The 25498-nt window shown below is 63.2% G+C and carries 29 protein-coding genes and 1 tRNA gene; 15 read left to right on the forward strand and 15 right to left on the reverse strand.

Annotation, left to right across the window (positions count from 1 at the left end; translation table 11 throughout):
* Positions 1-17 precede the first annotated feature (17 nt).
* The gene (gene asd / locus GJR96_RS09005) at positions 18-1052 is read left to right on the forward strand and encodes an aspartate-semialdehyde dehydrogenase (RefSeq protein ID WP_058571847.1); all 1035 of its coding nucleotides are present in this window, start codon (positions 18-20) and stop codon (positions 1050-1052) included.
* A 1-nt stretch (position 1053) separates the two neighbouring features.
* Here the strand turns inward: asd and GJR96_RS09010 are convergent, their stop codons facing one another.
* Entirely contained in the window at positions 1054-1635 is a 582-nt protein-coding gene (locus tag GJR96_RS09010) for a GNAT family N-acetyltransferase (RefSeq protein ID WP_151162640.1), read from the reverse strand.
* A gap of 108 nt (positions 1636-1743) precedes the next feature.
* Here GJR96_RS09010 and GJR96_RS09015 point away from each other — a divergent pair, with 108 nt between their 5' ends.
* A complete protein-coding gene (locus GJR96_RS09015; protein ID WP_151162641.1) occupies positions 1744-2247 on the forward strand; it encodes an HPP family protein in 504 nt (167 codons plus the stop codon).
* Between the two features lie 15 nt (positions 2248-2262).
* Here GJR96_RS09015 and GJR96_RS09020 read toward each other — a convergent pair whose 3' ends face one another.
* Complete coding sequence (locus GJR96_RS09020) at positions 2263-2601, reverse strand: DUF7521 family protein (RefSeq protein WP_151162642.1); 339 nt, start codon at positions 2599-2601, stop codon at positions 2263-2265.
* Positions 2598-2951 carry a winged helix-turn-helix domain-containing protein gene (locus tag GJR96_RS09025; protein WP_191965832.1) on the reverse strand — a complete coding sequence of 118 codons (354 nt, stop codon included), beginning with the start codon at positions 2949-2951 and terminating at the stop codon, positions 2598-2600. Before GJR96_RS09025 ends, GJR96_RS09020 begins: the two co-directional genes overlap by 4 nt.
* A gap of 101 nt (positions 2952-3052) precedes the next feature.
* Between GJR96_RS09025 and GJR96_RS09030 the strand changes: the two genes are divergently transcribed.
* From GJR96_RS09030 to GJR96_RS09040, 3 genes are all read left to right on the forward strand, one after another.
* The gene (locus GJR96_RS09030; RefSeq protein ID WP_151162644.1) at positions 3053-3796 is read left to right on the forward strand and encodes a sensor domain-containing protein; all 744 of its coding nucleotides are present in this window, start codon (positions 3053-3055) and stop codon (positions 3794-3796) included.
* A 100-nt stretch (positions 3797-3896) separates the two neighbouring features.
* Complete coding sequence (locus GJR96_RS09035) at positions 3897-6149, forward strand: NADP-dependent malic enzyme (protein ID WP_151162645.1); 2253 nt, start codon at positions 3897-3899, stop codon at positions 6147-6149.
* Positions 6150-6256: 107 nt separating this feature from the next.
* The gene (locus GJR96_RS09040; RefSeq protein ID WP_191965833.1) at positions 6257-7135 is read left to right on the forward strand and encodes a CPBP family intramembrane glutamic endopeptidase; all 879 of its coding nucleotides are present in this window, start codon (positions 6257-6259) and stop codon (positions 7133-7135) included.
* Positions 7136-7160: 25 nt separating this feature from the next.
* On the opposite strand, the gene GJR96_RS09045 is transcribed toward GJR96_RS09040, so the two are convergent.
* Entirely contained in the window at positions 7161-7451 is a 291-nt protein-coding gene (locus GJR96_RS09045) for a hypothetical protein (RefSeq protein ID WP_151162647.1), read from the reverse strand.
* Positions 7452-7667: 216 nt separating this feature from the next.
* Between GJR96_RS09045 and GJR96_RS09050 the strand changes: the two genes are divergently transcribed.
* A complete protein-coding gene (locus GJR96_RS09050) occupies positions 7668-8213 on the forward strand; it encodes a hypothetical protein (protein ID WP_225317721.1) in 546 nt (181 codons plus the stop codon).
* A 378-nt stretch (positions 8214-8591) separates the two neighbouring features.
* Here GJR96_RS09050 and GJR96_RS09055 read toward each other — a convergent pair.
* Positions 8592-8662: transfer RNA gene (locus tag GJR96_RS09055), tRNA-Pro, on the reverse strand.
* Positions 8663-8822: 160 nt separating this feature from the next.
* Between GJR96_RS09055 and GJR96_RS09060 the strand changes: the two genes are divergently transcribed.
* Positions 8823-9104 carry a hypothetical protein gene (locus GJR96_RS09060; protein ID WP_151162648.1) on the forward strand — a complete coding sequence of 94 codons (282 nt, stop codon included), beginning with the start codon at positions 8823-8825 and terminating at the stop codon, positions 9102-9104.
* 24 nt (positions 9105-9128) lie between these two features.
* Here the strand turns inward: GJR96_RS09060 and GJR96_RS09065 are convergent, their stop codons facing one another.
* From GJR96_RS09065 to GJR96_RS09080, 4 genes are all read right to left on the reverse strand, one after another.
* On the reverse strand, positions 9129-9998 hold the full coding sequence (locus GJR96_RS09065) for an RNA-guided pseudouridylation complex pseudouridine synthase subunit Cbf5 (RefSeq protein WP_151162649.1): 870 nt from the start codon (positions 9996-9998) through the stop codon (positions 9129-9131).
* Positions 9999-10000: 2 nt separating this feature from the next.
* A complete protein-coding gene (gene cmk, locus GJR96_RS09070) occupies positions 10001-10579 on the reverse strand; it encodes a (d)CMP kinase (RefSeq protein WP_151162650.1) in 579 nt (192 codons plus the stop codon).
* A gap of 95 nt (positions 10580-10674) precedes the next feature.
* Positions 10675-11598: a DUF106 domain-containing protein gene (locus GJR96_RS09075; RefSeq protein WP_151162651.1), complete on the reverse strand. Its 924-nt coding sequence runs from the start codon at positions 11596-11598 to the stop codon at positions 10675-10677.
* 133 nt (positions 11599-11731) lie between these two features.
* Positions 11732-12355 (reverse strand): adenylate kinase, encoded by a 624-nt coding sequence (locus tag GJR96_RS09080; RefSeq protein WP_151163970.1) that lies wholly within the window; start codon positions 12353-12355, stop codon positions 11732-11734.
* Positions 12356-12617: 262 nt separating this feature from the next.
* Here GJR96_RS09080 and GJR96_RS09085 point away from each other — a divergent pair, with 262 nt between their 5' ends.
* The 7 genes from GJR96_RS09085 (at position 12618) to GJR96_RS09115 (ending at position 19922) form a co-directional block, all read left to right on the forward strand.
* Positions 12618-13613: a YeiH family protein gene (locus GJR96_RS09085; RefSeq protein ID WP_151162652.1), complete on the forward strand. Its 996-nt coding sequence runs from the start codon at positions 12618-12620 to the stop codon at positions 13611-13613.
* A gap of 85 nt (positions 13614-13698) precedes the next feature.
* Entirely contained in the window at positions 13699-14094 is a 396-nt protein-coding gene (locus GJR96_RS09090; RefSeq protein ID WP_151162653.1) for a hypothetical protein, read from the forward strand.
* Positions 14095-14304: 210 nt separating this feature from the next.
* Positions 14305-14805, forward strand: coding sequence for a universal stress protein (locus GJR96_RS09095; RefSeq protein ID WP_151162654.1), 501 nt, complete (start codon positions 14305-14307; stop codon positions 14803-14805).
* Positions 14798-17017 (forward strand): amino acid permease, encoded by a 2220-nt coding sequence (locus tag GJR96_RS09100; protein ID WP_151162655.1) that lies wholly within the window; start codon positions 14798-14800, stop codon positions 17015-17017. The genes GJR96_RS09095 and GJR96_RS09100 overlap by 8 nt, the downstream gene beginning before the upstream one ends.
* A 105-nt stretch (positions 17018-17122) precedes the next feature.
* Entirely contained in the window at positions 17123-18073 is a 951-nt protein-coding gene (locus GJR96_RS09105; RefSeq protein WP_151162656.1) for an alpha/beta fold hydrolase, read from the forward strand.
* A 302-nt stretch (positions 18074-18375) separates the two neighbouring features.
* Complete coding sequence (locus GJR96_RS09110; protein WP_151162657.1) at positions 18376-19404, forward strand: AIR synthase family protein; 1029 nt, start codon at positions 18376-18378, stop codon at positions 19402-19404.
* A gap of 107 nt (positions 19405-19511) precedes the next feature.
* Positions 19512-19922: a DUF5518 domain-containing protein gene (locus GJR96_RS09115; protein ID WP_151162658.1), complete on the forward strand. Its 411-nt coding sequence runs from the start codon at positions 19512-19514 to the stop codon at positions 19920-19922.
* Positions 19923-19971: 49 nt separating this feature from the next.
* Here the strand turns inward: GJR96_RS09115 and GJR96_RS09120 are convergent, their stop codons facing one another.
* On the reverse strand, positions 19972-20952 hold the full coding sequence (locus GJR96_RS09120) for an alpha/beta hydrolase (RefSeq protein WP_151162659.1): 981 nt from the start codon (positions 20950-20952) through the stop codon (positions 19972-19974).
* Between the two features lie 83 nt (positions 20953-21035).
* Here GJR96_RS09120 and kynU point away from each other — a divergent pair, with 83 nt between their 5' ends.
* Positions 21036-22316 carry a kynureninase gene (gene kynU / locus GJR96_RS09125; protein WP_151162660.1) on the forward strand — a complete coding sequence of 427 codons (1281 nt, stop codon included), beginning with the start codon at positions 21036-21038 and terminating at the stop codon, positions 22314-22316.
* Between the two features lie 19 nt (positions 22317-22335).
* Here the strand turns inward: kynU and GJR96_RS09130 are convergent, their stop codons facing one another.
* The 5 genes from GJR96_RS09130 to GJR96_RS09150 form a co-directional block, all read right to left on the reverse strand.
* Positions 22336-23052 carry a hypothetical protein gene (locus tag GJR96_RS09130; protein WP_151162661.1) on the reverse strand — a complete coding sequence of 239 codons (717 nt, stop codon included), beginning with the start codon at positions 23050-23052 and terminating at the stop codon, positions 22336-22338.
* 109 nt (positions 23053-23161) lie between these two features.
* Positions 23162-23860: an SDR family NAD(P)-dependent oxidoreductase gene (locus tag GJR96_RS09135; protein WP_151162662.1), complete on the reverse strand. Its 699-nt coding sequence runs from the start codon at positions 23858-23860 to the stop codon at positions 23162-23164.
* 63 nt (positions 23861-23923) lie between these two features.
* Positions 23924-24343 (reverse strand): desampylase, encoded by a 420-nt coding sequence (locus GJR96_RS09140; protein ID WP_151162663.1) that lies wholly within the window; start codon positions 24341-24343, stop codon positions 23924-23926.
* Complete coding sequence (gene idi, locus GJR96_RS09145) at positions 24330-24899, reverse strand: isopentenyl-diphosphate Delta-isomerase (RefSeq protein ID WP_151162664.1); 570 nt, start codon at positions 24897-24899, stop codon at positions 24330-24332. The genes GJR96_RS09140 and idi overlap by 14 nt, the downstream gene beginning before the upstream one ends.
* 90 nt (positions 24900-24989) lie before the next feature.
* Positions 24990-25403 (reverse strand): Lrp/AsnC family transcriptional regulator, encoded by a 414-nt coding sequence (locus tag GJR96_RS09150; RefSeq protein WP_058571870.1) that lies wholly within the window; start codon positions 25401-25403, stop codon positions 24990-24992.
* Between the last annotated feature and the right edge of the window lie 95 nt (positions 25404-25498).

Consider the following 25498-nt stretch of genomic DNA (forward strand, 5'->3'; position numbering starts at 1 on the left):
ACACTACGACACGGGTAATGGCAGTACGAGTCGGAATTCTCGGCGCAACCGGTGCGGTAGGACAGCGATTCATCCAACTCCTCGAAGACCACCCAACGTTCGAACTCGGGGCACTGACTGCGAGTGAGTCCAGCGCGGGCAAGCGCTACGACGAAGCGGCGAAGTGGCGCGTCAATACCCCTATCCCGGACCACGTCGCAGAGATGGAAGTCGGCCGAACCGACCCCGCGGACGTTCCTGACGACATCGACCTTCTCTTCTCGTCGCTCCCGTCGTCTGTCGCCGCCGACGTCGAACCCGACTTCCTCGACGCGGGCTACGTCGTCTCGTCGAACTCCTCGAACGACCGCATGGCCCCGGACGTTCCCCTGACGATTCCCGAAATCAACCCCGACCACCTCGACCTCATCGAGGTCCAGCAGGACGAACGTGGGTGGGACGGCGCACTCGTGAAGAACCCGAACTGTTCGACCATCACGATGGTCCCGACGCTCGCCGCACTCGACCAGTTCGGCCTCGACCGGGTCCACGTCACGACCCTCCAGGCAGTCTCCGGCGCGGGGTACGACGGCGTCACCTCGATGGAGATTATCGACAACGCCATCCCGCACATCGGCGGCGAAGAAGAGAAGATGGAGACCGAGTCGCGCAAACTCCTCGGGTCGTTCGACGGCGCGGAACTCTCGCTCCACGACGCCGAGGTCAACGCCTCGTGTAACCGCATCCCGACGCTCGACGGCCACCTCGAGAGCGTCTTCGCCGACCTCGAAGAAGACGCCTCCCCCGACGACGTCGCCGCCGCGATGCGCGAGTTCCCCGGTGTCGACCTGCCGAGCGCACCCGAGCAACTCATCCACGTCTTCGAAGACAACTACCGCCCACAACCCCGTCTCGACCGTGACCGCGGCGACGGCATGCAAATCTCCGCCGGCGCGATTCAGGAGACGCCCAACGGCGTGAAGTACAACTGCCTCGCCCACAACACGATTCGCGGTGCGGCGGGCGCGTCCGTCCTCAACGGCGAACTCCTCGTCCAAGAAGGCTGGATTTAGACTAGAACCATTTGTCTGCGGTTCGGCCGCGTTCTTCTCCTTCGTCTTCGACTACGTCTCGTTTCCACTCGTCGAAGAGCAACCCGTAGCGAAGCGTGTCGACGTGTTCGCCGTCGACGAAGCCCTGTTCCCTGAGGACGCCTTCTCGCTGGAACCCCGCTTTTTCGAGGACGCGACACGACGCCGGGTTCGTCTCGTAGGCGTTCGCGTAGACCTTGTTCAGTCGTCGCTCTCGGAACGCGTATCCACAGATAGTCCGAAGCGCATCGGTCGCGTAGCCCTCCCCCCAGTGGTCCGGTGCGACCGAATACCCGACTTCGACGGCCCCGTTGATTACGTTCGGGGCCTTGAATCCGATACTCCCCACGGGAGTGCCGTCGTCACAGACGACGAAGTTGCTGTCGTCGCCGTCGCCGCGCGATTCGACCCACTCGCGTTCGTTGGTGCGTGTGATGGGGTCGACGGCCGCGATTCCGTTTCGCACGCGTGGGTCGTTGACCATCTCGTGGAGGAACTCGATATCGTCCGTTTCGACGGTCCGGAGTTCGACGAGTTCGCCTTCGAGGAATACTGCGCCGGGCATGCAGACGATGTCGCCGCGAAACCATTTGAAACTCCGCCCACAACTCGACTCACCACCCTGCTGGCCGAGTCAGCACTGTTTTCAGTGTGCACCAGTGCATCGAACGATATGGATGGCCGAGGTGTCGAAACCGCGCTCTCTGCAGGCCTCTCGTTCGCTGTTCTCGGGGTCGTCGCGTGGGCGACTGGTGCGGCCTTCGTCTTCCCAAGCCTCGGGCCTTCGGCCTTCGTCCTCGCGTTCGCGGAAGCCAACGAACGTCCGCGAGGGGCCACCGTCGTCGGCGGACACGTCATCGGGGCCGTCGCTGGCTTGCTCGCATATTCACTGCTCGCACCCGGCGTGGCACTCACAGCATCCATCCCGGCGTTTTCGGTCGCTGGACTCAGACTCGTCGCCAGCGGCATCGTCTCAGTCGGCCTGACCAGTTGGGGGATGGTCGCCGCCGACACCGTCCACGCACCGGCGTGCGCGACGACGCTCATCGTCTCGCTCGGCTTGCTCTCGTCGCCGATGGGCGTCGGCATCATCGTGGTGAGCGTCGTGGTGTTGGTTGCGGCCCACGAGGTGGGTCGGTGGACTGTCGCTCACTCACCAGTCTCGGCGGACGAGTGACCGGAGAGACTCGACTTAGAAACGGCCGTACAGGGAGTACGCGATAGCGACCAACCCGGCGATTTCGCTCAGGTTCGTCACCAGCACCACGGCCGACCCGGGGAGGGTCGTAAACGTGGAGAGGCCGAAAGAGAACACCGCCGGGACGGCGGTCAAGAGAACGATACCAACCGCGAGGAGGAGCATCGGCGTGCTGTCGTTGCGGCGGTAACCCTGGTAGGCCTTCCGCGCGATGAACAGGCCGAGTACCGCGGAGACGACGAAACTCGCGAGGACGAGTGCGACCTGAGTGGTCGAACCCGTCTCGGTTACTTGGAGGGCGAGTTGTAGGGCAGGGGCGTGTGGTAGATTCATCGTAGCTCCTCGTAGAGGCGGGTGAAGCGGTCAGCGGGGGATTCCCCGTCCGATTCGCGGTCGACGTCGAGTGTCATTCGGCCGTCGTCGAACGTGACTCTGAGTTGGCCGACGTTCGCGCGGTAGACGGCGAAGTGGTGGCCCGATTCGGCGTATCGAGTCTCCTCGGTGAGGAGTGCGCATTCTTTGAGCGCCTCGACACGACGATAGACGGTCGGTGGTGACATCTCGTAGGTTTCTGCGAGTTCGTTCGCGGACAGGGGTTCGTGACTCGTTGCGGTGAGGATGGTACGTGCGTACTCGTCGTCGAGTAGGCTGAGTACCCTCGCGTCGTCGCAATCCTCACTCACGTTCTTGCATGCCACGACGAGGGTATATAATACATTGCCGAGTTTCTGACCCGGAAAGTCGGCGACGAGATATAACTGGCTCCCCACTGAACGACTGTACCATGAACCAGACCGAGTCGAGTTCGCCCGACGTCCTCGACGTTCTCACGCGCGCCGTGAGTGCCCCCCTCCAGCGACAGACGTACAAGAACTTCCTGTACCTCGCAGTCGCGTTCCCGCTCGGACTCCTGTACTTCGTGACGCTCGTCACGATGGGTGCACTCGGCGTCGGTGGCATCGTCCTCCTCTTCGGGATTCCGTTACTCCTCATCACCCTCTTCCTCGGCACCGCATTCATGCGAATCGAGACGGAGAGCGTCCGCCGACTCGTCGGGTTCGAAGTAACTCACCGAACCGGTGACACGACGCTCGAAGACGGCATCCTCGCGTACGTGAAAGACCTCGTCACCGACTACGGCACGTACGTGAGTCTCGTCGTCGTCTTCACGAAGTTCTGGGTCGGTCTCGGACTGCTGGTCAGCCTCACCGTCTGGTCCTCGCTCACGACGGCGTTCGTGTTGCTTCCGTTCTACTACGACTACCCCGGTGTCGGCGTCGACTTCGGCGGGTCACTGGTCGTCCTTCCCGAACTGCGCATCACGCAGGACCTCTGGACCATCAGCGTCGCCGGACCGATTCACCTCGTCAACGGTGAAGCCACCACACTCCAGGGCGCACTGGTCGTGTCGGCACTCGGCCTCGCTCTCCTGTTCGTCGGTCTCAACTTGGTGAACGTCACGGCGTGGCTCCTCGGGTACGTGACGAAACACCTCGCACCACACGCTCGCGTCGTTCGACTCGGCTGAGACGCCGACGTACCTGTTCTTCCCGAACGGCAGTGTCGATTTCGACTAGTCTCTGCGCCGAACGAAGAGGCTACCTTTCTCAACGACGCGGGTGACTACAATGACACTCGAGGACGACGCTCGGGAGTACCACCGCAAGGACCCGCCCGGAAAGATAGAGATTGCGACGACGAAACCGACGAATACACAACGAGACCTGAGTCTCGCCTACTCTCCCGGGGTGGCCGCGCCGTGTCTCGATATCGCGGACGAACCCACACTCGCGTACGAGTACACGGCGAAGGGGAACCTCGTCGGCGTCGTCTCGAATGGCTCTGCGGTCCTCGGCCTCGGCGACATCGGCGCGCAGGCGTCCAAGCCAGTCATGGAGGGCAAGGGCGTCCTGTTCAAACGCTTCGCCGACATCGACGTGTTCGACGTGGAGTTCGACATCGCCGACCCCGAGGCATTCGTCGAGAGCGTCGCCGCGATGGAACCGACGTTCGGGGGCATCAACCTCGAAGACATCAAAGCGCCGGAGTGCTTCGAAATCGAACAGCGACTCGGTGAGAAGATGGACATCCCCGTCTTCCACGACGACCAGCACGGCACGGCCATCATCTCCGGTGCCGCCCTGCTCAACGCCGTCGAAATCGCCGACAAGGACCTCTCTTCCCTCGACGTGACGTTCGCCGGGGCGGGTGCTGCGGCGACGGCGACGGCCCGGTTCTACGTCTCGCTCGGCATCCCTCACGAGAACATCACCATGTGCGACATCGACGGTATCCTCTCGGAGTCGCGTGCCGAGGCGGGCGAACTCAACGAGTACACCGAACCGTTCGCTCGTGGGGTCGAAGACGGGTCTCTCGAAGACGCGATGGAGGGTGCAGACGTATTCGTCGGCCTCTCCGTCGGCGGTATCGTCTCCCAAGCGATGGTCCGGTCGATGGCCGACGACCCAATCATCTTCGCGATGGCGAACCCGGACCCCGAAATCACCTACGAGGATGCGAAGGACGCTCGTGACGATACGGTCATCATGGCGACGGGTCGCTCTGACTACCCGAATCAGGTGAACAACGTCCTCGGGTTCCCGTTCATCTTCCGCGGCGCACTCGACGTGCGGGCGACGGAGATCAACGAGGCGATGAAGCGCGCCGCCGCCGAGGCGCTTGCACACCTCGCTCGACAAGACGTGCCCGACGCCGTCGTCAAAGCTTACGGTGACGAACCGTTACAGTTCGGTCCCGACTACCTCATCCCCAAACCGCTCGACCAGCGCGTCCTCTACGAGGTGACGCCAGCGGTGGCGAAGGCGGCCATGGAAAGCGGGGCCGCCCGTCTCGAACGCGACTTGGCGGCGTATCGCGAGGAACTCGAAGCGCGTCTCGGGAAGTCCCGCGAGATGATGCAAGTCGTCCTCAACAAGGCGAAGTCGAACCCCAAGCGCGTCGCTCTCGCCGAGGGGGAAGACGAGAAGATGATTCGCGCGGCCTACCAGATGCAGGAGGAGGGAATCGCCGAACCGATTCTCATCGGCGGAACGCGACGGATTCTCCGGAAAGCAGAAGCCCTCGGCCTCGACTTCGACCCGACTATCGCCAACCCACACGACGGCGACTGGAGTCACTACGCCGACCACCTCTACGAGAAGCGACAGCGGAACGGCCTCACCCGCGTCGAAGCGGGCGAACTCGTCGGACAGGACTCCGATTACTTCGCCAGCGTCATGGTCGATATCGGCGACGCCGACGCGATGCTCACGGGCCTGACCCATCACTACCCGTCGGCGCTCCGTCCGCCGTTGCAGGTCGTCGGCACGGCCGACGACGCGAACTACGCCGCCGGCGTCTACATGCTGGCGTTCAAGAACCGCGTCGTCTTCTGCGCCGACGCGACGGTCAATCTCGACCCGGACGAGGAAGTCCTCGCCGAAGTCACCAAACACACGGCCGAACTGGCCCGTCGGTTCAACGTCGAACCGCGCGCCGCACTCTTGTCGTACTCGGACTTCGGCAGTGTGGACAACGACGGGACGCGAAAACCACGGAACGCGGTGAAACGCCTCCACAACGACCCAGAGGTGGACTTCCCCGTCGACGGTGAGATGCAAGCCGACACAGCACTCGTCGAGGAGATGCTCACCGGGACGTACGAGTTTTCGGACCTCGACGAACCGGCGAACGTCCTCGTGTTCCCGAACCTCGAAGCGGGCAACATCGGCTACAAACTCCTCCAGCGCCTCGGTGGCGCAGAGGCCATCGGTCCGATGCTCGTCGGCATGGGCAAACCTGTGCACGTCCTCCAGCGCGGTGACGAAGTGAAGGACATCGTCAATCTAGCGGGAGTGGCCGTCGTCGACGCACAGGAGTAAGGTCCCCCGACGACGGCGTCGCTCTTCGCCACCGACGGGACCACCGTTCCCCCGACGAATACGTCACGCAGAAGTCATTTATGGTGTGGCGTATCGAACTGTCTCGCATGGTGTCCCGATTTCGAGAGGTCGTCGACCGACATCCGGTCGTCACGTTCTTCGCGCTGACGTACCTGCTCTCGTGGACTGTGTGGGCACCGCTCGTGTTCGGTCCGGGGCGACCCGGTCTTCGTACGACGCTCCTCATCATGCTCGGTGGGTTCGGACCGGCCGTGGCCGCGCTCATCCTCACGTGGGTGCGTGGAGAGAGCGTCCGCGGGTGGTTCAACCAGATACTCCGGTGGCGTGTTCCGCTCAGATACTGGGTCGTCGCACTCGTCTTGCCGGCGGTGTTCGCGCTTGCGGGGAGTTCGCTCGACATTCTCGTCTTCGGCGGGGCGTTCGACCCGACCCCACTCGCCGCGCTGGCGAGCTATCCCATCGGTATGCTGCTCGTCTTCTTCGTCGGCGGTGGGAACGAAGAACCGGGGTGGCGAGGATTCGCACTCCCGCGACTGCAAGCGAGGTACAGTGCGCTCACGGCGAGCCTAATTATCGGTGTCGGATGGGTTGTCTGGCACCTTCCGCTGTTTGTCGTACCGGGGTCGGCGCAGGCGAACCTCCCGTTGCAATTCTACGCTATCGCCGTCGTCGCGGAGTCAGTCGTGTTCACGTGGCTCTACAACGAGACTGGCGGAAGTGTCCTCGTGGCGATGGTTCTCCACGCGTCAGTCAACAACTCACCGCTGTTTTACCTCGCTGGGGGGAGCGAGGCTATCAGGTCGCCTACCGGCTATGGCGTCGTGGCCCTCGTGATTGTCGTCGCCGCGTCGATACTGGTCGTCGTGTACGGCCCGGAGCGCTTGTCGAACGGAGAGATTCCACGGGGGCCACCAGAAGTGCTGGCAGACAGTGGGCGGACGCCACCCAGTCACCCAACCGACTAGTGCCGGCAATCCGGGTACCGTGTGGTTAGAATCCGTGGTCGCCCCCGATGATTTCCGAAAACGAGTTCATCGACTGGTGGAACTGACTTCGACTGACTCGTGTCCCTTCGTCGGATTCGGGAACTCGAATCTCGATGTGGTCGAAGTGGGCGTCGTACCTGTCGAAAAGCAGTGCGGAAGTCATCGTCGAGCGTGTGTCTTCGTACTCGTCTTGCTCGATGACGAGTGTGTCTCCCGACTCGTGCACGTCGTACACCTCGATATCGTACGCATCGGCGATGTGCTGTACGGTGTGCTCGATTCCGAGGCTATCCATGGCACGGCATTCAATCAGGGTACGATAAAAATTCCCTTTCAGAGGCGACAGAATTCGTGTTTCTATACATTCATTTATACGTTCCGGAAATGCATCACAAACCGGTAGACGGACTGGTAATGCTGATTCTCTGGTCGGGCGTAGACTCAGAGAGGACACTGAAGTTGACAAGCGAGTCACACTTATCACGGTACTCGTTGTGGTTATGTTGGGGCAATGGAAAATAAAACCAACATATCTCGGCGGAAACTCCTTCGAGGAGTCGGTGTCGCGGCGACACTCGCGGCGCTTCCGGTGGGGACGGCAGTGGGACAGACGGCGAAGAGCAAGTACGACGACGAGGATGGAAACGGCATCCCCGACGAGGGAGAGGTCGTCACGGGGACGTACAAGTCGGTCTACGCGTACGACGCCAACGGGGACTGGTACTGGGACCTCGGTGACGGGCGTGTCCAAGGCACTGTGGGCGGCGTGGACGAACTGGACCAAGAGACGCTGACGGTCTGTGACTACAAGGTCCAGTACCGTGGGTCGTTCGAGAACGACCCGTTCCTCGACTCTGGGTGGGTTCGAAACAACATCAACTGCAAGGGGTACGACGACAACGGGAACTACAACTACCTCATCATCCACAAGACGGACCCACGGTACACCGGGAACCGTCCCCCGGCGTTCGGTGGCGACTGGGAATACTTCGTCGACGTCGAAAGCAAACTCGGGAACAAACTGGTGCGGCCACAGAACCCGCCGGGTCAAAACTGAACGGGTCGTGTCTCGGTCACGACCGTACCACTCTGGTCGTTTTTACACTCGTCTCGTTGCTCACCGGAGTGTTGGCGGAGAGTACGTCATCGGTTGTACCGCGAGACGAACGAAGTGAGTCTTCGCGGCCTTTTTGGTCCAGATTTTTCGAGGAGAGGTTCCCGCAGGACAGTCAAGCTGTCCGAGGAACCCGACGGTGAAAAAGGTGGAGTGGGACCGCTGAGCGTCGAGCCCGGAAGTCGCAGCTGACGAGCGGAGCGAGGAAGACCGTCTTCCGACGTTCGACTCTCAGCGTTGTGACGAATTCACTCGACGCAGTTTATTTCTCGCCGGAGTCCTAGGACTCACGGCTCGAAGGGTTGCGTCGAGAGAAATTAGTGGGACCGCTGAGAGTCGAACTCAGGTCCTACCGACCCCATCGGCAGAGGATACCACTACCCCACGGTCCCAGGGTGCATTCAAAGCGATGCGTGTCTCGCGGTTAAGCCCTTCGTTTCGTCGTCGGAACGCGACGTCGTGTCGTGCGATTCTATCGCACATTTCCCGGCTGCGAACGGATGGTTAAACGGGGAGTACGGCTATGTTCGTCCGGTCACAATTGACAACCAAATGTCGATTGTCCTCGGTGGCATCTCGTTTGACCTACTCTACGGTCTCACTGCCGTCGTCTTCGTGGTCGCACTAGCCGTGGCTGCCGCCCGGTGGCGCGTGATGCGGAACGACGACGAGGCGAGACCGCCAGAACAGCAACCAGAAGAGTCGTACGGATACCCACTCGCCTCGTGGCGGTACGTCTACGACCTCGACAAGGCGGACGCAGAGCGTGCGGTGAAGTCGGTTCACGAGCAGGCCGAGACACTTTCAGAAGCAGAGAAGCAACGGAAACGATAGCGAGGAACAGCGATTCGAATCCGCTCAGACCAACACGCGCTCTAACGAGACGACCGTTCCGGACTCGGCGTCGGCGTTGCCGACGAGTTCGCCGAGACAGACGGCGGACCCATCCTCGGTATAGCAGGCGACGAGGTCACCACGGGCCGCGTCGGAGTCCACGTCGAATACGCCAGGGGCGTAGACCGGAGCGCCGTTTGCGACTTCGCGGGCGGCACTGTTGGCAATCGTAACTGACGGGAGGTGCGTCAATGCGCGTTCGGCGGGCGAGACGAGGTCACGAATCCACGACTCGTCGCCTTCCTCGGCGAAGACGAGGGCGTCTTTCAGGTCGTGGAGACCCACGAGGTCCGTGTCGTCGAACGGGTCGGTCGCAGTCCGGCGCAGGTGGCCCATGTGGCCGCCGGTTCCGAGTGCGAGACCGAGGTCGTGACACAGTTTGCGGATGTAGGTACCCGACTCACAGCGAATGCGGAGGAGCGCCTGTCGGTCCTCGACTTCGAGGAGGTCGAGGTCGTAGATTTCGCGGACGCGAAGGCGGCGTGAAACGGCCGATTTGCGGGGAGGCTTCTGGTAGAGTTTGGTCTCGAACTCGGCGACGGTCGATTCGATATCGGCGGGTGCGGGTCCGTGGAGTTCGAGGACCGAGACGTACTCTTTCGACCCTTCGAGGAATACCTGCGCCATCCGTGTCGCGTCGTCGAAGAGGATGGGGAGACACCCGGTGACCTTCGGGTCGAGGGTTCCCGAGTGCGCGGCCCGGTCGAGTCCCGCCATGTCGCGGACCCACCCAGTCACCTGGTGGGCCGACGGCCCCGGTGGCTTGTCGAGGTTGACGACGCCGAACGAGAGGAGTTCGTCGACGCTTCTGTCTTCGGGTGGGGTGCGGAGCATGGTTAGAAGTCGTAGCGGACGCCTTCGACGGGGTACTTGCCTTCGTCGTCGTCGGGGTCGTAGGCTTCGACCGCGGCAGTGATGATTGCAGGCACTTCAGATTCGCCCCAACGGGCCGTGTTCAGTGAGATATCGTAGATAGAGAGGTCCGTGATGTCGATGTCGTAGTATTCCTCGTAGCGGAGTGCTTCGCTGGCCTCGCGGGTCGTGGTCTCTTCGCGGGCGACGTCTGCGGGTTTGTCCTCGCGGTCGGCGATACGCGCTGCACGAACGTCCACTGGGGCGTCGAGCCAGAGTCGGAGGTCGGCCGCGTCGCCCGCGAGCCAGCCAGCCAGTCGGGATTCGAGGAGCACGTCGTCGCGTTCGAGTGCAATCGTTCGGAGGCGGCGGTCGAGGTCGCGGTCGATTTGGTCGTCTTCCTCGGCGAGTTTGTTGAACTCGACGGCGGTCATGTCGTGTTCGGCGGCGAGTTCGCGGAAGATGTCTCCGCCGCTGATGTGTTCGAGGTCGAACGCCTCAGCGAGTGCGGCGGCGGTCGTACTCTTTCCGCTGCCCGGTGGCCCGGAGACAGTCAGTAACATATTCTGTCTCCGTGGGGTTGGCTAAAAGAGGTTATCGTTGGCGACGGCCCCTGTGGGGCCTTCTCACGCCGGTCGAGAGAAGTTGGTCCGTCCAGTTACGCGGTGGACGGGGTCATGTCGATGTTGAGTCCCTTGCGGATAATCTGGGTGAACCCCATCGAGCAGAGGAAGTACCAGACAATCCACGCCTGCATCGGGCCGACGACGCCGTCTTTCCAGGCGACTTCACCGACCATCGGGAGGACCAACGGTTCGAGCGTGACGTGTGGCTGGGCGTTCGCGCCGCCGACGCCGATGGCCCAGTACATCCAGAGGAACACCGGGATGGTGAGGAACATAATCCAGACCATCGGGCGGAACTGCTCTTTGAACATGCCCATCTGGTCGCCCATCGCTTCCATCTGTTCTTCTTGAATCTTCTCCAGTTCGGCGTCGTCGCCGCGCTCGCGGGCATCCTTCTGCCGTTTCTGGATGTCCTTCATGCGCTCTTGGTACACGGCCATCTTGTCCATGTCCATGAGGTTCGCCTGCAGGAGCGTGGAGTAGAGACCGGTCGCGAGTGCGAGAACCATCACGACGGCGTAGAACGGGAGCAACTCGGCAAGCGGGCCGAGCGCGACGTCCATGACCCCGCCGATGACGTTGCGAACTTCGGCGACGGAGTAGCCGAGGAACAGGCCAACAGTCACGACTGCCGCGCCTTTGTCGTACTTCGACCACGACGAGTCGCCGGTATCGGCCGACGAGGTCGACGAGGACGAAGACGAGGACCCGGACGACGAGTCGTCTTCGAGGCCTGCGCGGGTCGCCGCCACGTCAGCGAGTCGGAACCCTTCGTCACCGTCGACGAGGACTCCTTTCTCGATGAGGCGGCCCCACTGGCCGCTCGTGAGCTCGTCGCGGACGTCGGCCCACTCGACTTCGCCGTCGTCCGCCCGTTCGAGGACGGTCTCGACGGCGGCGCGCATGTCGGTGTCCGAACCGACGAGGTCGCGCACCTTAGATTCGATTCGTGCCATTACCGCCCCTTTAGCAACCGGCCGTTATCAAGGTTTTACCTTGTGGACGAGCGCACGCACGACTGTCACTGGGGTGTCCCTGTCCGAATCGACGCAAAAAAGCGAGTCGAGTATCCAGAGTCCGTGTCGAACCTTACTGGCCGACGACGTCGACGATGTCCTCGAATACTTCGTCAGGCGTCTGTTCGCCGTCGATTTCGACGAGGACACCTTCGTCGCGGTAGTGCTCGATGACCGGTTCAGTGTTCTCTTCGAAGACCGAGAGACGCTCACGGACGGTCTCTTCGGTGTCGTCGTCGCGCTGGACGAGTTCGCCACCACATTCGTCACACACGCCTTCTTCGTCCGGTTGGTTGAACTTGACGTGGAAGTTGGTTCCGCACTCGGAACAGACGCGTCGGCCGGTGAGTCGCTCGACGAGTTCGTCTTCGGCGACCTTCAAGTAGAGAACGGCGTCGAGGTCCGTAATCTCGGTGAGGTACTCCGCCTGCGAGAGGTTGCGCGGATAGCCGTCGAGGACGTAGCCGTCGGCGTCTTCGAGTGCCGCCTTCACGATTTCGTTGACGACGGCGTCGGGGACGAGTTCGCCCTTCTCCATGAACGACCGAGGCGTGCCGTACTCGGTTTCCATGTCCTTGTTCGCGCGAAGCGCGTCACCGGTGGTGACGTGGTCGATGTCGTATTCTTCGGCGAGTTGCTTCGACTGTGTGCCCTTGCCGGCGCCGGGCGCGCCGAGCAGGAGGATGCGCTTGCCCATATCGACTACCATCCGGCGAGAGCATATAGTGTTGAAGATACCTGCCCAGATATGCGACGAACCGAGTCGGGAAAAGCGGCAGATGCTGCTGGCTGATTAGCGACGAGACCGTGGTATCCGGTCACACTACGCTGGTTCGCGGACAGTACTGCCGCTTCCCGCGACGCAGAGCGACACGTTCAACGGGGCGGGAGTCGTCCGACCCACCGATGCGCGAGTCGCCGGCCGGGGTCGTTGAACGCACCTTCGTTCACGTCGGACTGTGAGCGGGACAATATTCGAACGAGTCCAGCGTCTCCTCCCCGGACTCGTGCTGCTCGCCGTCCTCGCGGGACTCGCGACGCTCGTCGCCAGCGTCGTCCCCGGCGTCAACGCACTCTTGCTCGGTGTCGTCTTCGGGGCCGTCGTCGCCAACACGACTGGTGTCCCCGCGTGGGCGAGGCCGGGCGTCCGCACGCAAACGGTACTCCTCGAAGCGGGTATCGTCCTCCTCGGCGCTCGTATCGCTGTCGACGAACTCGTCGCCTCTGGCGTGACGCTCGTCGTCCTCGTCGTCGCGACTGTCGTCGCGAGTATCTTCCTCGTCGAACTCGTCGCCGGGCGCGTATTCGGTCTCGCCCGCGACACCAGTTCGCTCCTCGCCGCGGGTGCGAGCATCTGTGGCGTCTCCGCCGCGACTGCTATCGCGGGCACTATCGACGCCGACGGTGAGTCACTCGCCCACGTCGTGGCGACAGTCCTCCTGTTCGACGCGATTACACTCGCCGTCTTCCCCATCGCCGGTGACGTGCTTCCGCTCACTGGGCGTCAGTTCGGCGTCTGGGCGGGCCTGAGTATGTTCAGCACCGGGCCGGTCACTGCCGCCGGGTTCGCCCACTCCGACGTCGCCGGGCAGTGGGCGACGGTGACGAAACTCGCTCGGAACTCGATGCTCGGCGTGGTCGCCCTCTGGTACGCGTTTCGCTACGCTGACGGGTCGTCGACGGACGTTCGAGCGGTCCTCGACGGCGTCCCTGGCTTCCTCGTCGGGTTCGTCGTGCTCGCGGCCCTCACGAACGTCGGGGTCTTCTCTGGCGACGTGCTCGCGGCGTTCGATACCGGCAGCGACGTGCTATTCGCACTCGCCTTCGTGGGCCTCGGCCTCGACGTTCGTCTCGCCGCGATGCGTGAGACTGGCATGACGCCCGTGTTCGTCCTCGCCGTCCAGTTACTCGCCGTGAGCGCGGTGACGCTGGCGGCGGTCATCATCCTCATCTGACGTGGTGTGACCGTCGTCTTCGCCGCGGCCCGCGTCGCCGCGACGACGCGGGCCGTTTTTGTACCGAGCGGGAGTAGCCACGACTATGACTCGATTCGAGGCCGACACACCCCGCGAGCGCCGAAAACTCTTCGCCGACGCCGTCACCGCTCACCGGAATCGCGGGAGTGCGTTCTTGACCATCGAGGCCGAACGCGACCCGGATATCGACGGTGAGAGCCCCGGTCCGTGGATTCAGTTCGGCGAGCGGACGTTCAACGTGGACGTGACCGACGACGAACTGGCCCGTCTGAAAGACCTCCTCTCGGAGTTCCCGGAGTTCCGTATCGACCAACTGGAGAGCCCCGACGAGGCGGAAGGGACGAACGTCAGAATCACCGCACGCTCCGACGCGAACCGTCTCGCCGGCTTCGCAGACCGCGTGTTTCAGACGGTGTTCGAGCGCACAGAAGACTATCGGGCGTGGGTCGTCGCAATCTGACGACGTACACGAGACGAACCTCCCGTCCGGCTGGCAAATTTCGCCGACACGAGGCTCGGATTTGCGAACTTCTATACCAACTCACGTCAAAGCCGGCGATATGAATTCCCGACGGTCACGTTGTGAATCGGGCGCTGTTGGACCCGACACAACCCACCTCCGCCGGGTCGAATCGCTCGCTGTACACCCAACACACTCGTGTTCCATACTATGACCGAACAGTACCAGCCACTGTTCTCACGTCCACTCCTCCCGCTTGCGAACGAGGAGGACGCCGAGGTGACGTGCGGTGTCGCCTTCCCGCGTATCGCGGCGAACGACGGCACGGCATTCGTCGTCCACGTCATCGAGAAAGCCGGCGGTGCTCCGGACAAAGCGGGCGTCGAACAACGCGAAGAAGTCGCAGACGACGTGTTCGACGTCGCTCACCGTGTCGCGGACGATGTCGGCATCGACATCGACACCGACCTTCGGTTCGACACGAACGTCGGCGACGCCATCCTCGACGCCGCGAGAGACGTGGACGCGTCCGCCATCGTGTTCACGCCGCGCGGTGGTCGGTCGTGGTGGGACCTCTTTTCCGGTGACGTCCGCGACCGGTTGATTCGAGAGAGTGACCGCCCCGTGGTCGTCTTGCCCCACGACAGTGTAGAATCCGACGGCGGAACCGACGAGCAGTCGAACGACACAGGAATGGTGAGACATGACTGACGAGGAACTCGCAAAAGACCTCGGCCCACTCGCCGCCCTGACGATTGGTATCGGGACCATGATTGGTGCCGGTATCTTCGTCTTGCCGGGTGCCGCCGTCGAACAAGCGGGACCACTCGCCGCCGCGGCGTTCGTCCTCGGCGGTGTTATCGCACTGTTGACCGCCGCGTCCGCCAGCGAACTCGGGACGGCGATGCCGAAATCTGGTGGTGCGTACTACTACATCAACCACGCACTCGGTCCGCTGTTCGGCAGCGTCGCCGGGTGGGGCAACTGGATGGGTCTCGCGTTCGCCTCCGCGTTCTACATGACCGGTTTCGGCCAGTACGTCGCAACCTTCCTGACCGTCCCGAGTCTCTCCCTCGCGGGAGTGACCATCTCTGGCGTCAAACTCGTCGCACTCGCCGGAGGGACGCTGTTCGTGTTCATCAACTACGTCGGCGCGAAAGAGACGGGGAAACTCCAGAACGCTATCGTCCTCATCTTACTGGCTATCCTCGCCGTGTTCACGCTCTTCGGCCTCTTGAACGCCGACATCGCGAAACTCAGGCCCTTCGTCCCACCGGACAAGGGCGTGAGTCCACTACTCCCCGTGACGGGTCTCATCTTCGTCTCCTACCTCGGGTTCGTCCAGATTACGTCCGTCGCCGAGGAAATCAAAGACCCCGGAAAGAACCTCCCACGCGCCGTCCTCGGGAGCGTCATCATCGTCACGGCCGTGTACGCACTCGTCCTCGTGACAGTGCTGGCCGCCGTCGACAACAGCCTCGTCGCCGGCAACGAAACTGCCGTCGTCGACGTTGCGCGCACACTCATCGGACCGCTCGGTGCTGCTGCGATGCTCTTCGGTGGTCTCCTCGCGACGGCGTCGTCCGCGAACGCCTCGATTCTCGCCTCGTCGCGCATCAACTTCGCGATGGGTCGTGACCGCATCGTCTCCGAAGAACTCAACGAGATTCACCCACGGTTCGGGACGCCGTACCGCTCTATCGCCATCACGGGCGGGTTCATCTTACTCTTCATCCTCCTGGCCGACGTGGGAACGCTCGCGAACGCCGGCAGCGTCCTGCACCTCATCATCTACGGCCTCCTCAACGTCTCGCTCGTCGTGATGCGCGTCGCCGACCCAGAGGACTACCAGCCCGACTACCGGGTGCCGCTGTACCCCTTCACGCCGATTCTGGGCGCGATTACGTCGTTCGCACTCATCGCCTTCTTCGCCGACACCATCGTCCTGCTCGCAGTCGGGTTCGTCGTGTTCGCGATGCTCTGGTACGCCGTCTACGCCCGCGGACAGGCGAAGAAGCAGGGTATCCTCGGTCAGTACGTCCTCCAGCGGTCCGAAGAACTGCCGTCCGCCGCCGTTTCGGCGACGACATCGGTCCAACCCGACGGTGGCTACCGCGTCATGGTTCCGCTCGCCAACCCGGAGAGCGAACGTGACCTCGTCACGCTCGGCGGGTCAGTCGCGAAAGCGAACAACGGCACCCTCGTCGGCGTCCACATCGTGCAGGTCCCCGACCAGACGGCGCTCGAATCTGCACGAGAAGAGTACGACTTCGCCGAGGCCGACGAGTTGCTCGAACAGGCCCGCGTCGACGCCGACGAACTCGACATCGACATCGAGACGCACACGATTCTCTCGCACCGCTCGTTCGAGGAGGTGTTCGACGCCGCCGAGATGTACAACGCCGACCTCGTCGTGATGGGATGGGGCCCCGACAGTCACGGCGCACCGGGCCGTGCGGAGAGTGCCATCGAAGAGATGACCAACACGCTCCCGTACGACGTGTTGGTGCTGAAAGACCGTGGCTTCGACCCATCGTCGGTCCTCGTCCCGACGGCAGGCGGTCCCGACTCGGACCTCTCTGCGTCTATCGCCACGGTGCTCACGGAGTTCTACGACGCCCAGGTGACGCTCCTCCACGTCGCCGACGACGAACGAGAAGGTCGGGCCTTCCTGCAGAAGTGGGCCGAAGAGCGCGGACTCGGTGACGCGACGCTCGAAGTCGAAACCGGCGACGTCGAGCGAGCAATCGAGTCGCACGCGAAGGATAAGTCGCTGCTCGTCATCGGAGCGACCGAACGCGGTCTCCTCTCGCGCCTCGTCCGAGGGACGTTGGTCCTCGACGTCGTCGACGACGTGGACTGTTCAGTCCTCCTCGCCGAGCGGAGTCGAAAGCGCAGTATTCGGGAGCGTCTCTTCGGATAACGGTTCGGCCACGTAACCGGGTCGAACTTCCCCCCGAACTACGGGCGCCTCACCCCCGTTCGTGTCGCCGCACCACATTTGTCTTCTGCCCGCGTAGCGAGACGTATGTCGAGCCAAACGGGGTTGAAATGTGAGGACGTACAGTTGCCGGTGGAGGCGTCTGGTCGACTTGTCGACGTCGGCGACACCGAACTCTACGTCGTCGAGGCCGGACCCGAAGACGGAGAACTCGTCGTCCTCCTGCACGGGTTCCCCGAGTGTTGGTACGCGTGGGCTGACTACTTCCGACCACTCACCGAGGATGGGTACCGGGTCGTCGCACCCGACCAGCGCGGATACAACCTGAGTGACCAACCGTCGGGCGTCGGTTCGTACAGTATCGACGACCTCACGGGTGACGTGGTCGGCCTCGTCGACGCCTTAGGTCGTGAGAAAGCACACGTCGTTGGCCACGACTGGGGTGCCGCAGTCGCGTGGTGGACGGCCCTTCACCACTCCGACCGTGTGCGGTCGCTCACGGCGATGAACGTCCCTCACCCCTCCGTCTTCGGCCGACACCTCCGACGTGACCCGGCCCAGCAACTCCGCAGTTGGTACGTCCTGTTCTTCCAGGTGCCGAAACTCCCCGAACTCATCGCACCCGTCGGCGACTGGGCCATCCTCGAACGGACGATTCAGTCCTCATCTCTCCCGGGGACGTTCTCGCCGACTGACATCGAGCACTATCGGGCAGCGTGGTCGGTCCCCGGTGCGTATCGCTCGATGGTCAACTGGTATCGGGCCGTCGTCCGTGAGCGACCCCAACCGAGAGCGACCACCGTGGAGGTTCCGACGCTGGTCGTCTGGGGTACCAAAGACCAGTTCCTCCGCCCCAAGATGGCCAGAGAGAGCCTCTCGTACTGCTCGAACGGTCACCTCCGAACGTTCGAGGGCGCGACACACTGGGTCCACCACGAAGAACCCGTCGCCGTCGCTCGTGCCCTCATCGAACACATCGACGACACGTGGTGGACGCCGAACAACACCCCGGACGAGGCAGGCCATCGGCCAATCTGAGACAGTGACACGCGCCCGAAGTCGGCACCGTTTTACGTCGTCTCGATTCCCCTATATAGACCCATCGAGGGGACTTAGCGAGGTTCTTGTACGTCCAGAGTATCGTTTGAATCGACGCGGTCACAGTCCGGTGGTGGTGGGACGTCCTGTTCCACGTCGAACCGTCTCCGCGTCTTCTTCATGAGCAGGGACGGGGGACCGTCCCACCTTCACCCGATGAGGGGGACGGCTATCGATAGTCCACGAGTCGGGCGGTGGCGACGGATGAGTACGTTCTTACTCACGGCCACCCGACACCGATTATGACCGACCTCGGAAAGGTCGACCGCGACTTCTTCGACGAGTACATCTATCCACGTCTCGGCGCAGACCGAGACGACGTCGCGCTCGGCCCGACCCACGGCGTCGATTTCGGCCTCCTCGATATCGACGGAACCGCAGTCGCACTCGCGACGGACCCGATATCCGTGCTTCCAGCCCTCGGGTTCGACCGCGCGGGGCGGTTCGCTATCGACATCGTCCTCTCTGATATCGCCGTCTCCGGACTCGACCCCTCGCACATCGCCATCTCGTTTACCCTCCCGCCGGAGATGAGCGACGCCGAGTTCGCCGAACTCTGGAACGCGATGCACGAAGAAGCGGCGGACCTCGGCGTGAGCATCGTCACTGGCCACACCGCCCGCTACTCCGGGTGTTCGTACCCGTGGGTCGGCGGTGCCACCGCGCTGGCCGTCGGCGACCACGAAGATGTGGTCCGCCCCGACGGTGCACGACCCGGTGACGACGTTCTCGTGACGAAAGGACCCGCAGTCGAGACGACTGGCCTCTTGACGACGCTCTTCCCAGATGGATTCGACGGCCTCGACGCCGACGTTCTCGAAACCGCACAGGAACGCCTCGACGAGACGGACGCCGTCCGCGACGCGATGACCGTCTCGGCGGCCGGTGGCCGAAAGGTCCACGCGATGCACGACGCGACCGAATGTGGCGTCCACGGCGCACTCAACGAGATTGCGCAGAGCGCCGGCGTCCAACTCGAAATCGACGAGTCGAGTATCCCCTTCCGGCCGGGCGTTCGCGAGGTGTGCGACTATCTCGACATCGACCCGTGGCGAGCGACGACTGCCGGGACGCTCGTCGTCGCACTTGACCCATCCGTCACCGACGACGTGATTTCGGCGCTCGAAGCTCGTGGAACGCCTGTCGGCGTCGCGGGAACCGTCGTCGATGGCGAGGGCGTCGTCGTGGACGGCGAGCGAATCGAGCACCCGGACGTCGACCCGTCGTGGGAAGCGTACGAGCGTCTGGCCACGGCGGCAACAGATGAGTAGGGTTCTCCCGGTTCCACGGACGAACGACACGTTGTGTCACGGTATCCAGACTTTCTTTCAACCCGTGAACACTATTGAAGTTATTTCCGACCATACATTCCGGCGTCATGGTAGTAACGAAGTGGCGTGCGGTCGCACTCGGATTCGGTGTCGCCCTCCTCTTTTCGCTGGTCGCGTCACTCGCCGCGCAACTCGCCATCCTCGGTGGCGCAGTCGGCGGACTCGTCGGTGGGTGGGTCGCAGGCTACTACGCCAATAGCGGACGGGTGAGCGGTGCGTGGAACGGATTCCTTGCGGGGGCGATTGCGTCGCTGTCGGTCATCGCAGTACTCGTCGTCGTGGGCCTCTTCGTCTCGCTTTTTACCCCCTCTCTGGGCGGTGTGTTCGCAACCTTCGGCCTCGCGTTCGCCCTCCTCCTGTTCGCACTCCTCCACGCGATTCCCGCGACGGTTGGCGGCCTCATCGGTGGCATGTATCCACGCGAGGAGGCCGAGGAAACCGGCCAACCGACGACGTAACCGTCAGAGCCCCGCTCTTCCCCCCATACTGCCCCCTCCTGCGCGTCGCTCAAATACCGTCTTTCAACGCATGTGCGACTCTGTCGAGTGCCGCGTCTGCCACGTCGACGTCCGCGGTGAGGCTGAGAAAGCCGTGCGGCATCGCAGGTTCGTGGTCGTGGACGACACCGACGCCTGCCGATTCGAGTGCTGTCGCGTACGCCGCCCCTTCGTCTCGAAGCGGGTCGAATCCGGCAGTGACGACGTACCCCGGCGGCAGGTCGGCGTACGAGTCCGCCCGAAGCGGTGCCGCGAACGGGTTGTACCGGTCGACCGGCGACCGAAGGTAGGTGTCGTGCGCCCACAGTACGTCGCGCCGAGTGAGCAGTGGGCCGTCGGCGTTCTCGGAGAGTGACTGGTGGTCGCTGGAGAGGTCGGTCATCGGGTACAAGAGGTGTTGCGACTCGATTGTCGGACCGCCGAACTCCCTGACGTGGAGGCACGTCGCTGCCGCGAGGTTCCCACCTGCACTCGTTCCCCCCACGGCCAGTCGGTCGGCGTCTCCACCGATGCTGCCCGCGTTCTCTGCGACCCACTCGGTCGCCCGTACACAGTCTTCGAGGCCTGCCGGAAACGGGTGCTCGGGTGCGAGACGGTAGTCGACGGAGACGACGACGCGCCGCGAACGCGTCGCGAGACGACGACAGACACCGTCGATGGAGTCGAGCGTCCCCATCGCCCAGAGGCCACCGTGGAAGAAGACGAGGACCGGTCGCGTCTCGCCGGGTGCTGGATGATAGACGCGAATCGGAATTTCGCCGGCAGGTCCGGGAATTGCGAAGTTCGTACTTCGCGCTACGTCGGGGGCGTCTGTCGCGGCGAACACCTCGTCTTCGACGCGTCGAGCGCTCTCGACACCGAGTGCGGACCACTCCGGGATGCCGAGTCGTTCGACGTCGTCGACGACTGCCTGCGCTTGCGGGTCGAGCGTGTCCGTCGCAGTGACAGTACCACCGTCTGTGGGAGACGAGTCGTCGCCGAAGAGAACCATACGGGAGGCGCGCAGGCGAGCGTGAAAAACACCACGCCGTACGGTCCGCAAACATACTTGCGCCGAGCGACTAACTCGCGTTCATGAACGACGAGGGCGACACACCGACACTCGACCGTGCCCGCGAGATGGACGCCGCCGACCCGCTTTCGGACCTCCGCGACCGATTTCACGTCCCCGAGGGCGAACTGTACATGGACGGGAACTCGCTCGGCCCACTGTCGGTAGACGCCGAGGCGGCGCTGGACCACGTCGTCGACGAGTGGCGTGAACTCGGCATCCACGGGTGGACCGACGCCGACCCCGACTGGTTCACCTACGGCGAACGACTCGGTGACCGACTCGCACCCCTCGTCGGTGCACGCCCCGAGGAAGTCGTCGTCGCCAACTCCACGACGGTCAACATCCACACCCTCGTCGGGACGTTCTACGACCCGGAACGCGGCGAGAAAATCGTCGTCGATGACCTCGACTTTCCGACGGACCACTACGCGATTCGCGCACAACTTCGTCAGCGCGGTGTCGACCCCGACGACGCCCTCCGGGTGGTCGAGAGCCGAGACGGCCGGACTATCGAGACAGAAGACGTACTCGCGGCCATCGACGACGACGTCGGCATGGTGTTTCTCCCCTCGGTCCTCTACCGAAGCGGCCAATTGTTCGACATCGAAGCCATCACCGAAGCGGCACACGACGCGGGCGCACTGGCCGGGTTCGACCTCGCGCACTCGGTCGGCGTCGTTCCGCACGAACTGTCGGCCATCGGTGTCGACTTCGCCGTCTGGTGTCACTACAAGTACCTCAACGCCGGCCCCGGTGCTATCGCCGGCCTCTACGTGAACGAGCGACACTTCGGCGTCTCTCCGTCGCTCGCCGGATGGTGGGGCAACGACAAGGAGACGCAGTTCGACATGGCGCTCACCTACGACCCGGCGCACTCCGCCGGTGCGTTCCAGATTGGAACGGTTCCCATCCTCGCTGCCGCCCCGTTGGACGGCACGCTCGACATCGTCGAAGATGCCGGCGGCGTCGCTGCACTCCGCGAGAAGTCGCTCGCTCTCACCGACTACCTCGTCGACCTCGTGGACGAGCGACTGCCGGAGTGCGAAGTCGGGACCCCGCGCGACCCGGCGACCCGCGGCGGTCACGTCGCCGTCGAACACCCCGAGGCGTATCGAATCAGCCTCGCACTGAAAGAACGCGGCGTCGTCGTGGACTTCCGTATGCCGAACGTGGTTCGCGTCGCACCTGCACCGGCCTACATCGGGTTCGAGGACGTGTTTCGGGCCGTGGAGCATCTGCGCGACATACTGGACGGAAATGAGTACGAACAGTTCGAGACGCGAAGTGGCGGGGTGACGTGAATCGGGGCACCGAGTGACTTCAGTTCGGTCTCACGTCGCCGGCAGTAGACCGCCGAAGTCGGCGTCGCCACCGGTAGCCGTACACCCCGTAGAGGACCAACACGACCGCCGGAACGACCACGGCATTGGACAGAAACGCCGAACGACCGTAGGTACCCCAGACCACGAGGGGCATTCCAACGACGACAATCGGCGTGGCGACGATTCGAGCGTAAATCGGGCTGGGAACCGTCACATCACGAACGGCGACATCGACACCCATCTGTTCGAGCGCCGATTCGAACGCAGGCACCTCAGCAGTGGAGACAGACGTTGACAGCGGCTTGGCGACTGCCCATCTGGTGTAGTGAAATCTCACGAGAGCGACGTCGGTGAACCGAAGTATCGTGACGTGGTCGAAGTCGTCCGCGTCGATGGGTGAATACGCTTCGTCCGTGTACGGTTTCGTCTTCGTTAGCGTACGGTTCTCGTAGTCGACGGTCACGCGCGGAGCGACGAACTCGTGGCTCATCCACAGAAGCAAGAGCGCGATGCCGAACGGCATCGCCGCGGCGAACGGGACGAACACGTCGTGAACCTGCGCCGCGAGGAGGGCGGCGAGTGGAAGACCGACCACGAACCACGCCCATCCCCTGGTACTCCCGACCAGCGCGGCGAACGCGAATCGAACAGGGACGTCACGCGTCCGGTCGAGTCGGACACCGAAGACAGCGGTGTCGGTGCCTGTTTCACTCACTGCTCTCGCTGTCCGCAGGCGTTCGTACGTACATTGTGACGAGTCATCGGAGACAGCTGATTAATGTTCCCCAGGTGTCGATAGAATTCGTGAAAGACGGGGAACTGCTCTACCAGTCGATGACCCGCTTGTCGCGCCAGAACTTCCCGGACGGACTACCCGGTTCGAACTGGGCCACCCACGTCGGCGTCTCGGCACCTTTCTCGACGGGACGAGACGCGTTCTCGCCACCCATGTCGGTGCGGACCCATCCGGGACAGACCGAGTTGGCGATGAGTCCGTCGTCTCCGTACTGGCCGTCGAGGTAGACAGTCAGACCGTTGATGCCGGTCTTCGAGATTCGATACGACGGCGACCCGCCGGACTGTCCTTCTTCGAGTGCACCCATGCCAGACGAGACGTTGACGACGCGACCACCGTCGTTCTGGAGGAGGAGTGGGACAGCGTGTTTACACAGTAGCATCGGCCCGCGCAGGTTGACGGCGAGCGTCTGGTCGATGGTGTCTGTCGGTTCTGCGACGATATCGTCACCGAACTCCCCGATTCCAGCGTTGTTGACGAGGATATCGAGACGGCCTTCGCTGGCGAAGATGCCGTCGACGGCCTCTTCGATGTCACCTTCTTGCGTCACGTCGAGGAGGACGCGTTCCGTTCCCTCGGGCGTCTCGTTCGTGACGCTTCGCGACCCGGCGTAGACCGTCGCTCCGAGGTCACGGAGGTTCTCGGCGATTTGGTGGCCGATGCCTCGATTCGCGCCGGTAACGAGGGCAACTTGCCCGTCGAGGTCGTCGTACACGTCGGGTTCCATACGGGGGTCTGAGCACTCGGACCGGTTATTCTCACCGAAAGTCGGCGACTCGGTTCGTGTGACTCACTCGACGACGACTTCGACTTCGCGGAACTCGTTTCCGGTCCACTCGTGGGCGGTCAGTCGCCCGTCGGGGTTGCAGATGAGGTAGACGTACCCCGGCCACGACGCCTGCGCGCGGTCGGCGGCGCTCGGAACCGGTGCCGACTCCGGGTGCGAGTGATAGAACCCGACCACGTCATCTCCCTTCGATTCGGCGTCGTCGAAGGCGGTGACTGTCTCTGCGGGGTCGAGTTCGTAGGCGACCCGCGGGTCGTCGGCGACGTTCGAAACGGGGAGTGAAGCAGAGATAGAGTTTGCTTGGTGGTCCCCCACGAGGACGCCACAGACTTCTTCGGGAGGGTCTTCGGCGGCACCCTCGCGGGCGTGAGTAAGTACCTCGCCGCGGACGTGCGACGCGAGCGTTACGTTATTCGAAGTCACGGCGCATCGCAATCTCGAACCACGGGCACAGACGCAGTTGGCGGTACCACTGCGGGTGGTCGTGGAGGTGCTCGTAGTCCACCCAGAGCATCCCCGCGATTTCGTCCTCGTCGGGGTCGAGACTGGTGTCTTCGAGGGTGACCTTCAGGACCGCACAGACCTCCCACTCGAGGCCGGCGTTCTCGTAGTAGCGCTTGTACTCGAACTTGTCCGTGACGCGCAGGTCGGAGTACTGGTCGGGCGTGATGCCGAGTTCCTCTTCGAGTCGCTCTTCGGTCGCTTCTTCCTGGGACTGCCCTTCGACGGGGTGGGAGGCGACGGTGCCGTCCCAGTGGGTGTCCCACAGGCGCTTGTTCGGTGCGCGCTGTGCGAGGAGCAGTTGGCCCTCCTCGTTGAACACGAGACAGGTGAAGGCGCGGTGGCGGATGCCGTCGCCCGTGTGGGCGTCGAGTCGGTTGACGGTCCCCTCCGGGTTGTCGTCGGAGTCGACGGCGATGACGTCCTGTGCTGCGTTCTTGTGGAGTTCCGTGGCCTCGTCGGCCGCTGCATTGCTCATGTCCGTCTCGTCGGAGGCGGGGGTCAATTATGCTTCGATGCGGACCAGCCACACTCGGTCGTGGTCGACTCGTGTCCCGGGTGTCCCGCGTCACCCGAGGCGTTCGTCGAGAATCAAGCGCGTCTTCGTACTCTTCACGTCGTCGTGCTCGCGCGCACGCGTAATGAGGTCGTTGACCGCTCGCGTGTCGGCCGCGTCGACGACGAGGACGATGTCCTCTTCGCCCGACACCTGCCAGACGAAGTCGACGTCCTTCCACTCGGACATGAGTTCCGAGACGTCGTTCGTATCGACGTCGACTGCGACGGTCACCTCTATCATCGCCTTCAGGTTGCCCGTGCGGGTCGCAATCGTAAATCGTTCGATGACGCCTTCGTCGACTAACCGCTCGACGCGGTTTCGAACCGTCCCTTCAGACGTTCCGACTTCCGCCGCAATCTCCGTGTTCGGGGTTCGAGCGTCCCGTCGGAGGATGTCGAGGATGCGTCGGTCCAACTCGTCCATACCCCACGTGCCGCCCCCAGCGACTTACCGATTACGAATTTCGTAACTCGACTTCGAAAGCAACACTTATGCACCCGGGTTCCGTTCGTTTCTCG

It is taken from the genome of Haloferax litoreum (assembly GCF_009674605.1).
GTDB classification, from domain to species: Archaea; Halobacteriota; Halobacteria; order Halobacteriales; family Haloferacaceae; genus Haloferax; species Haloferax litoreum.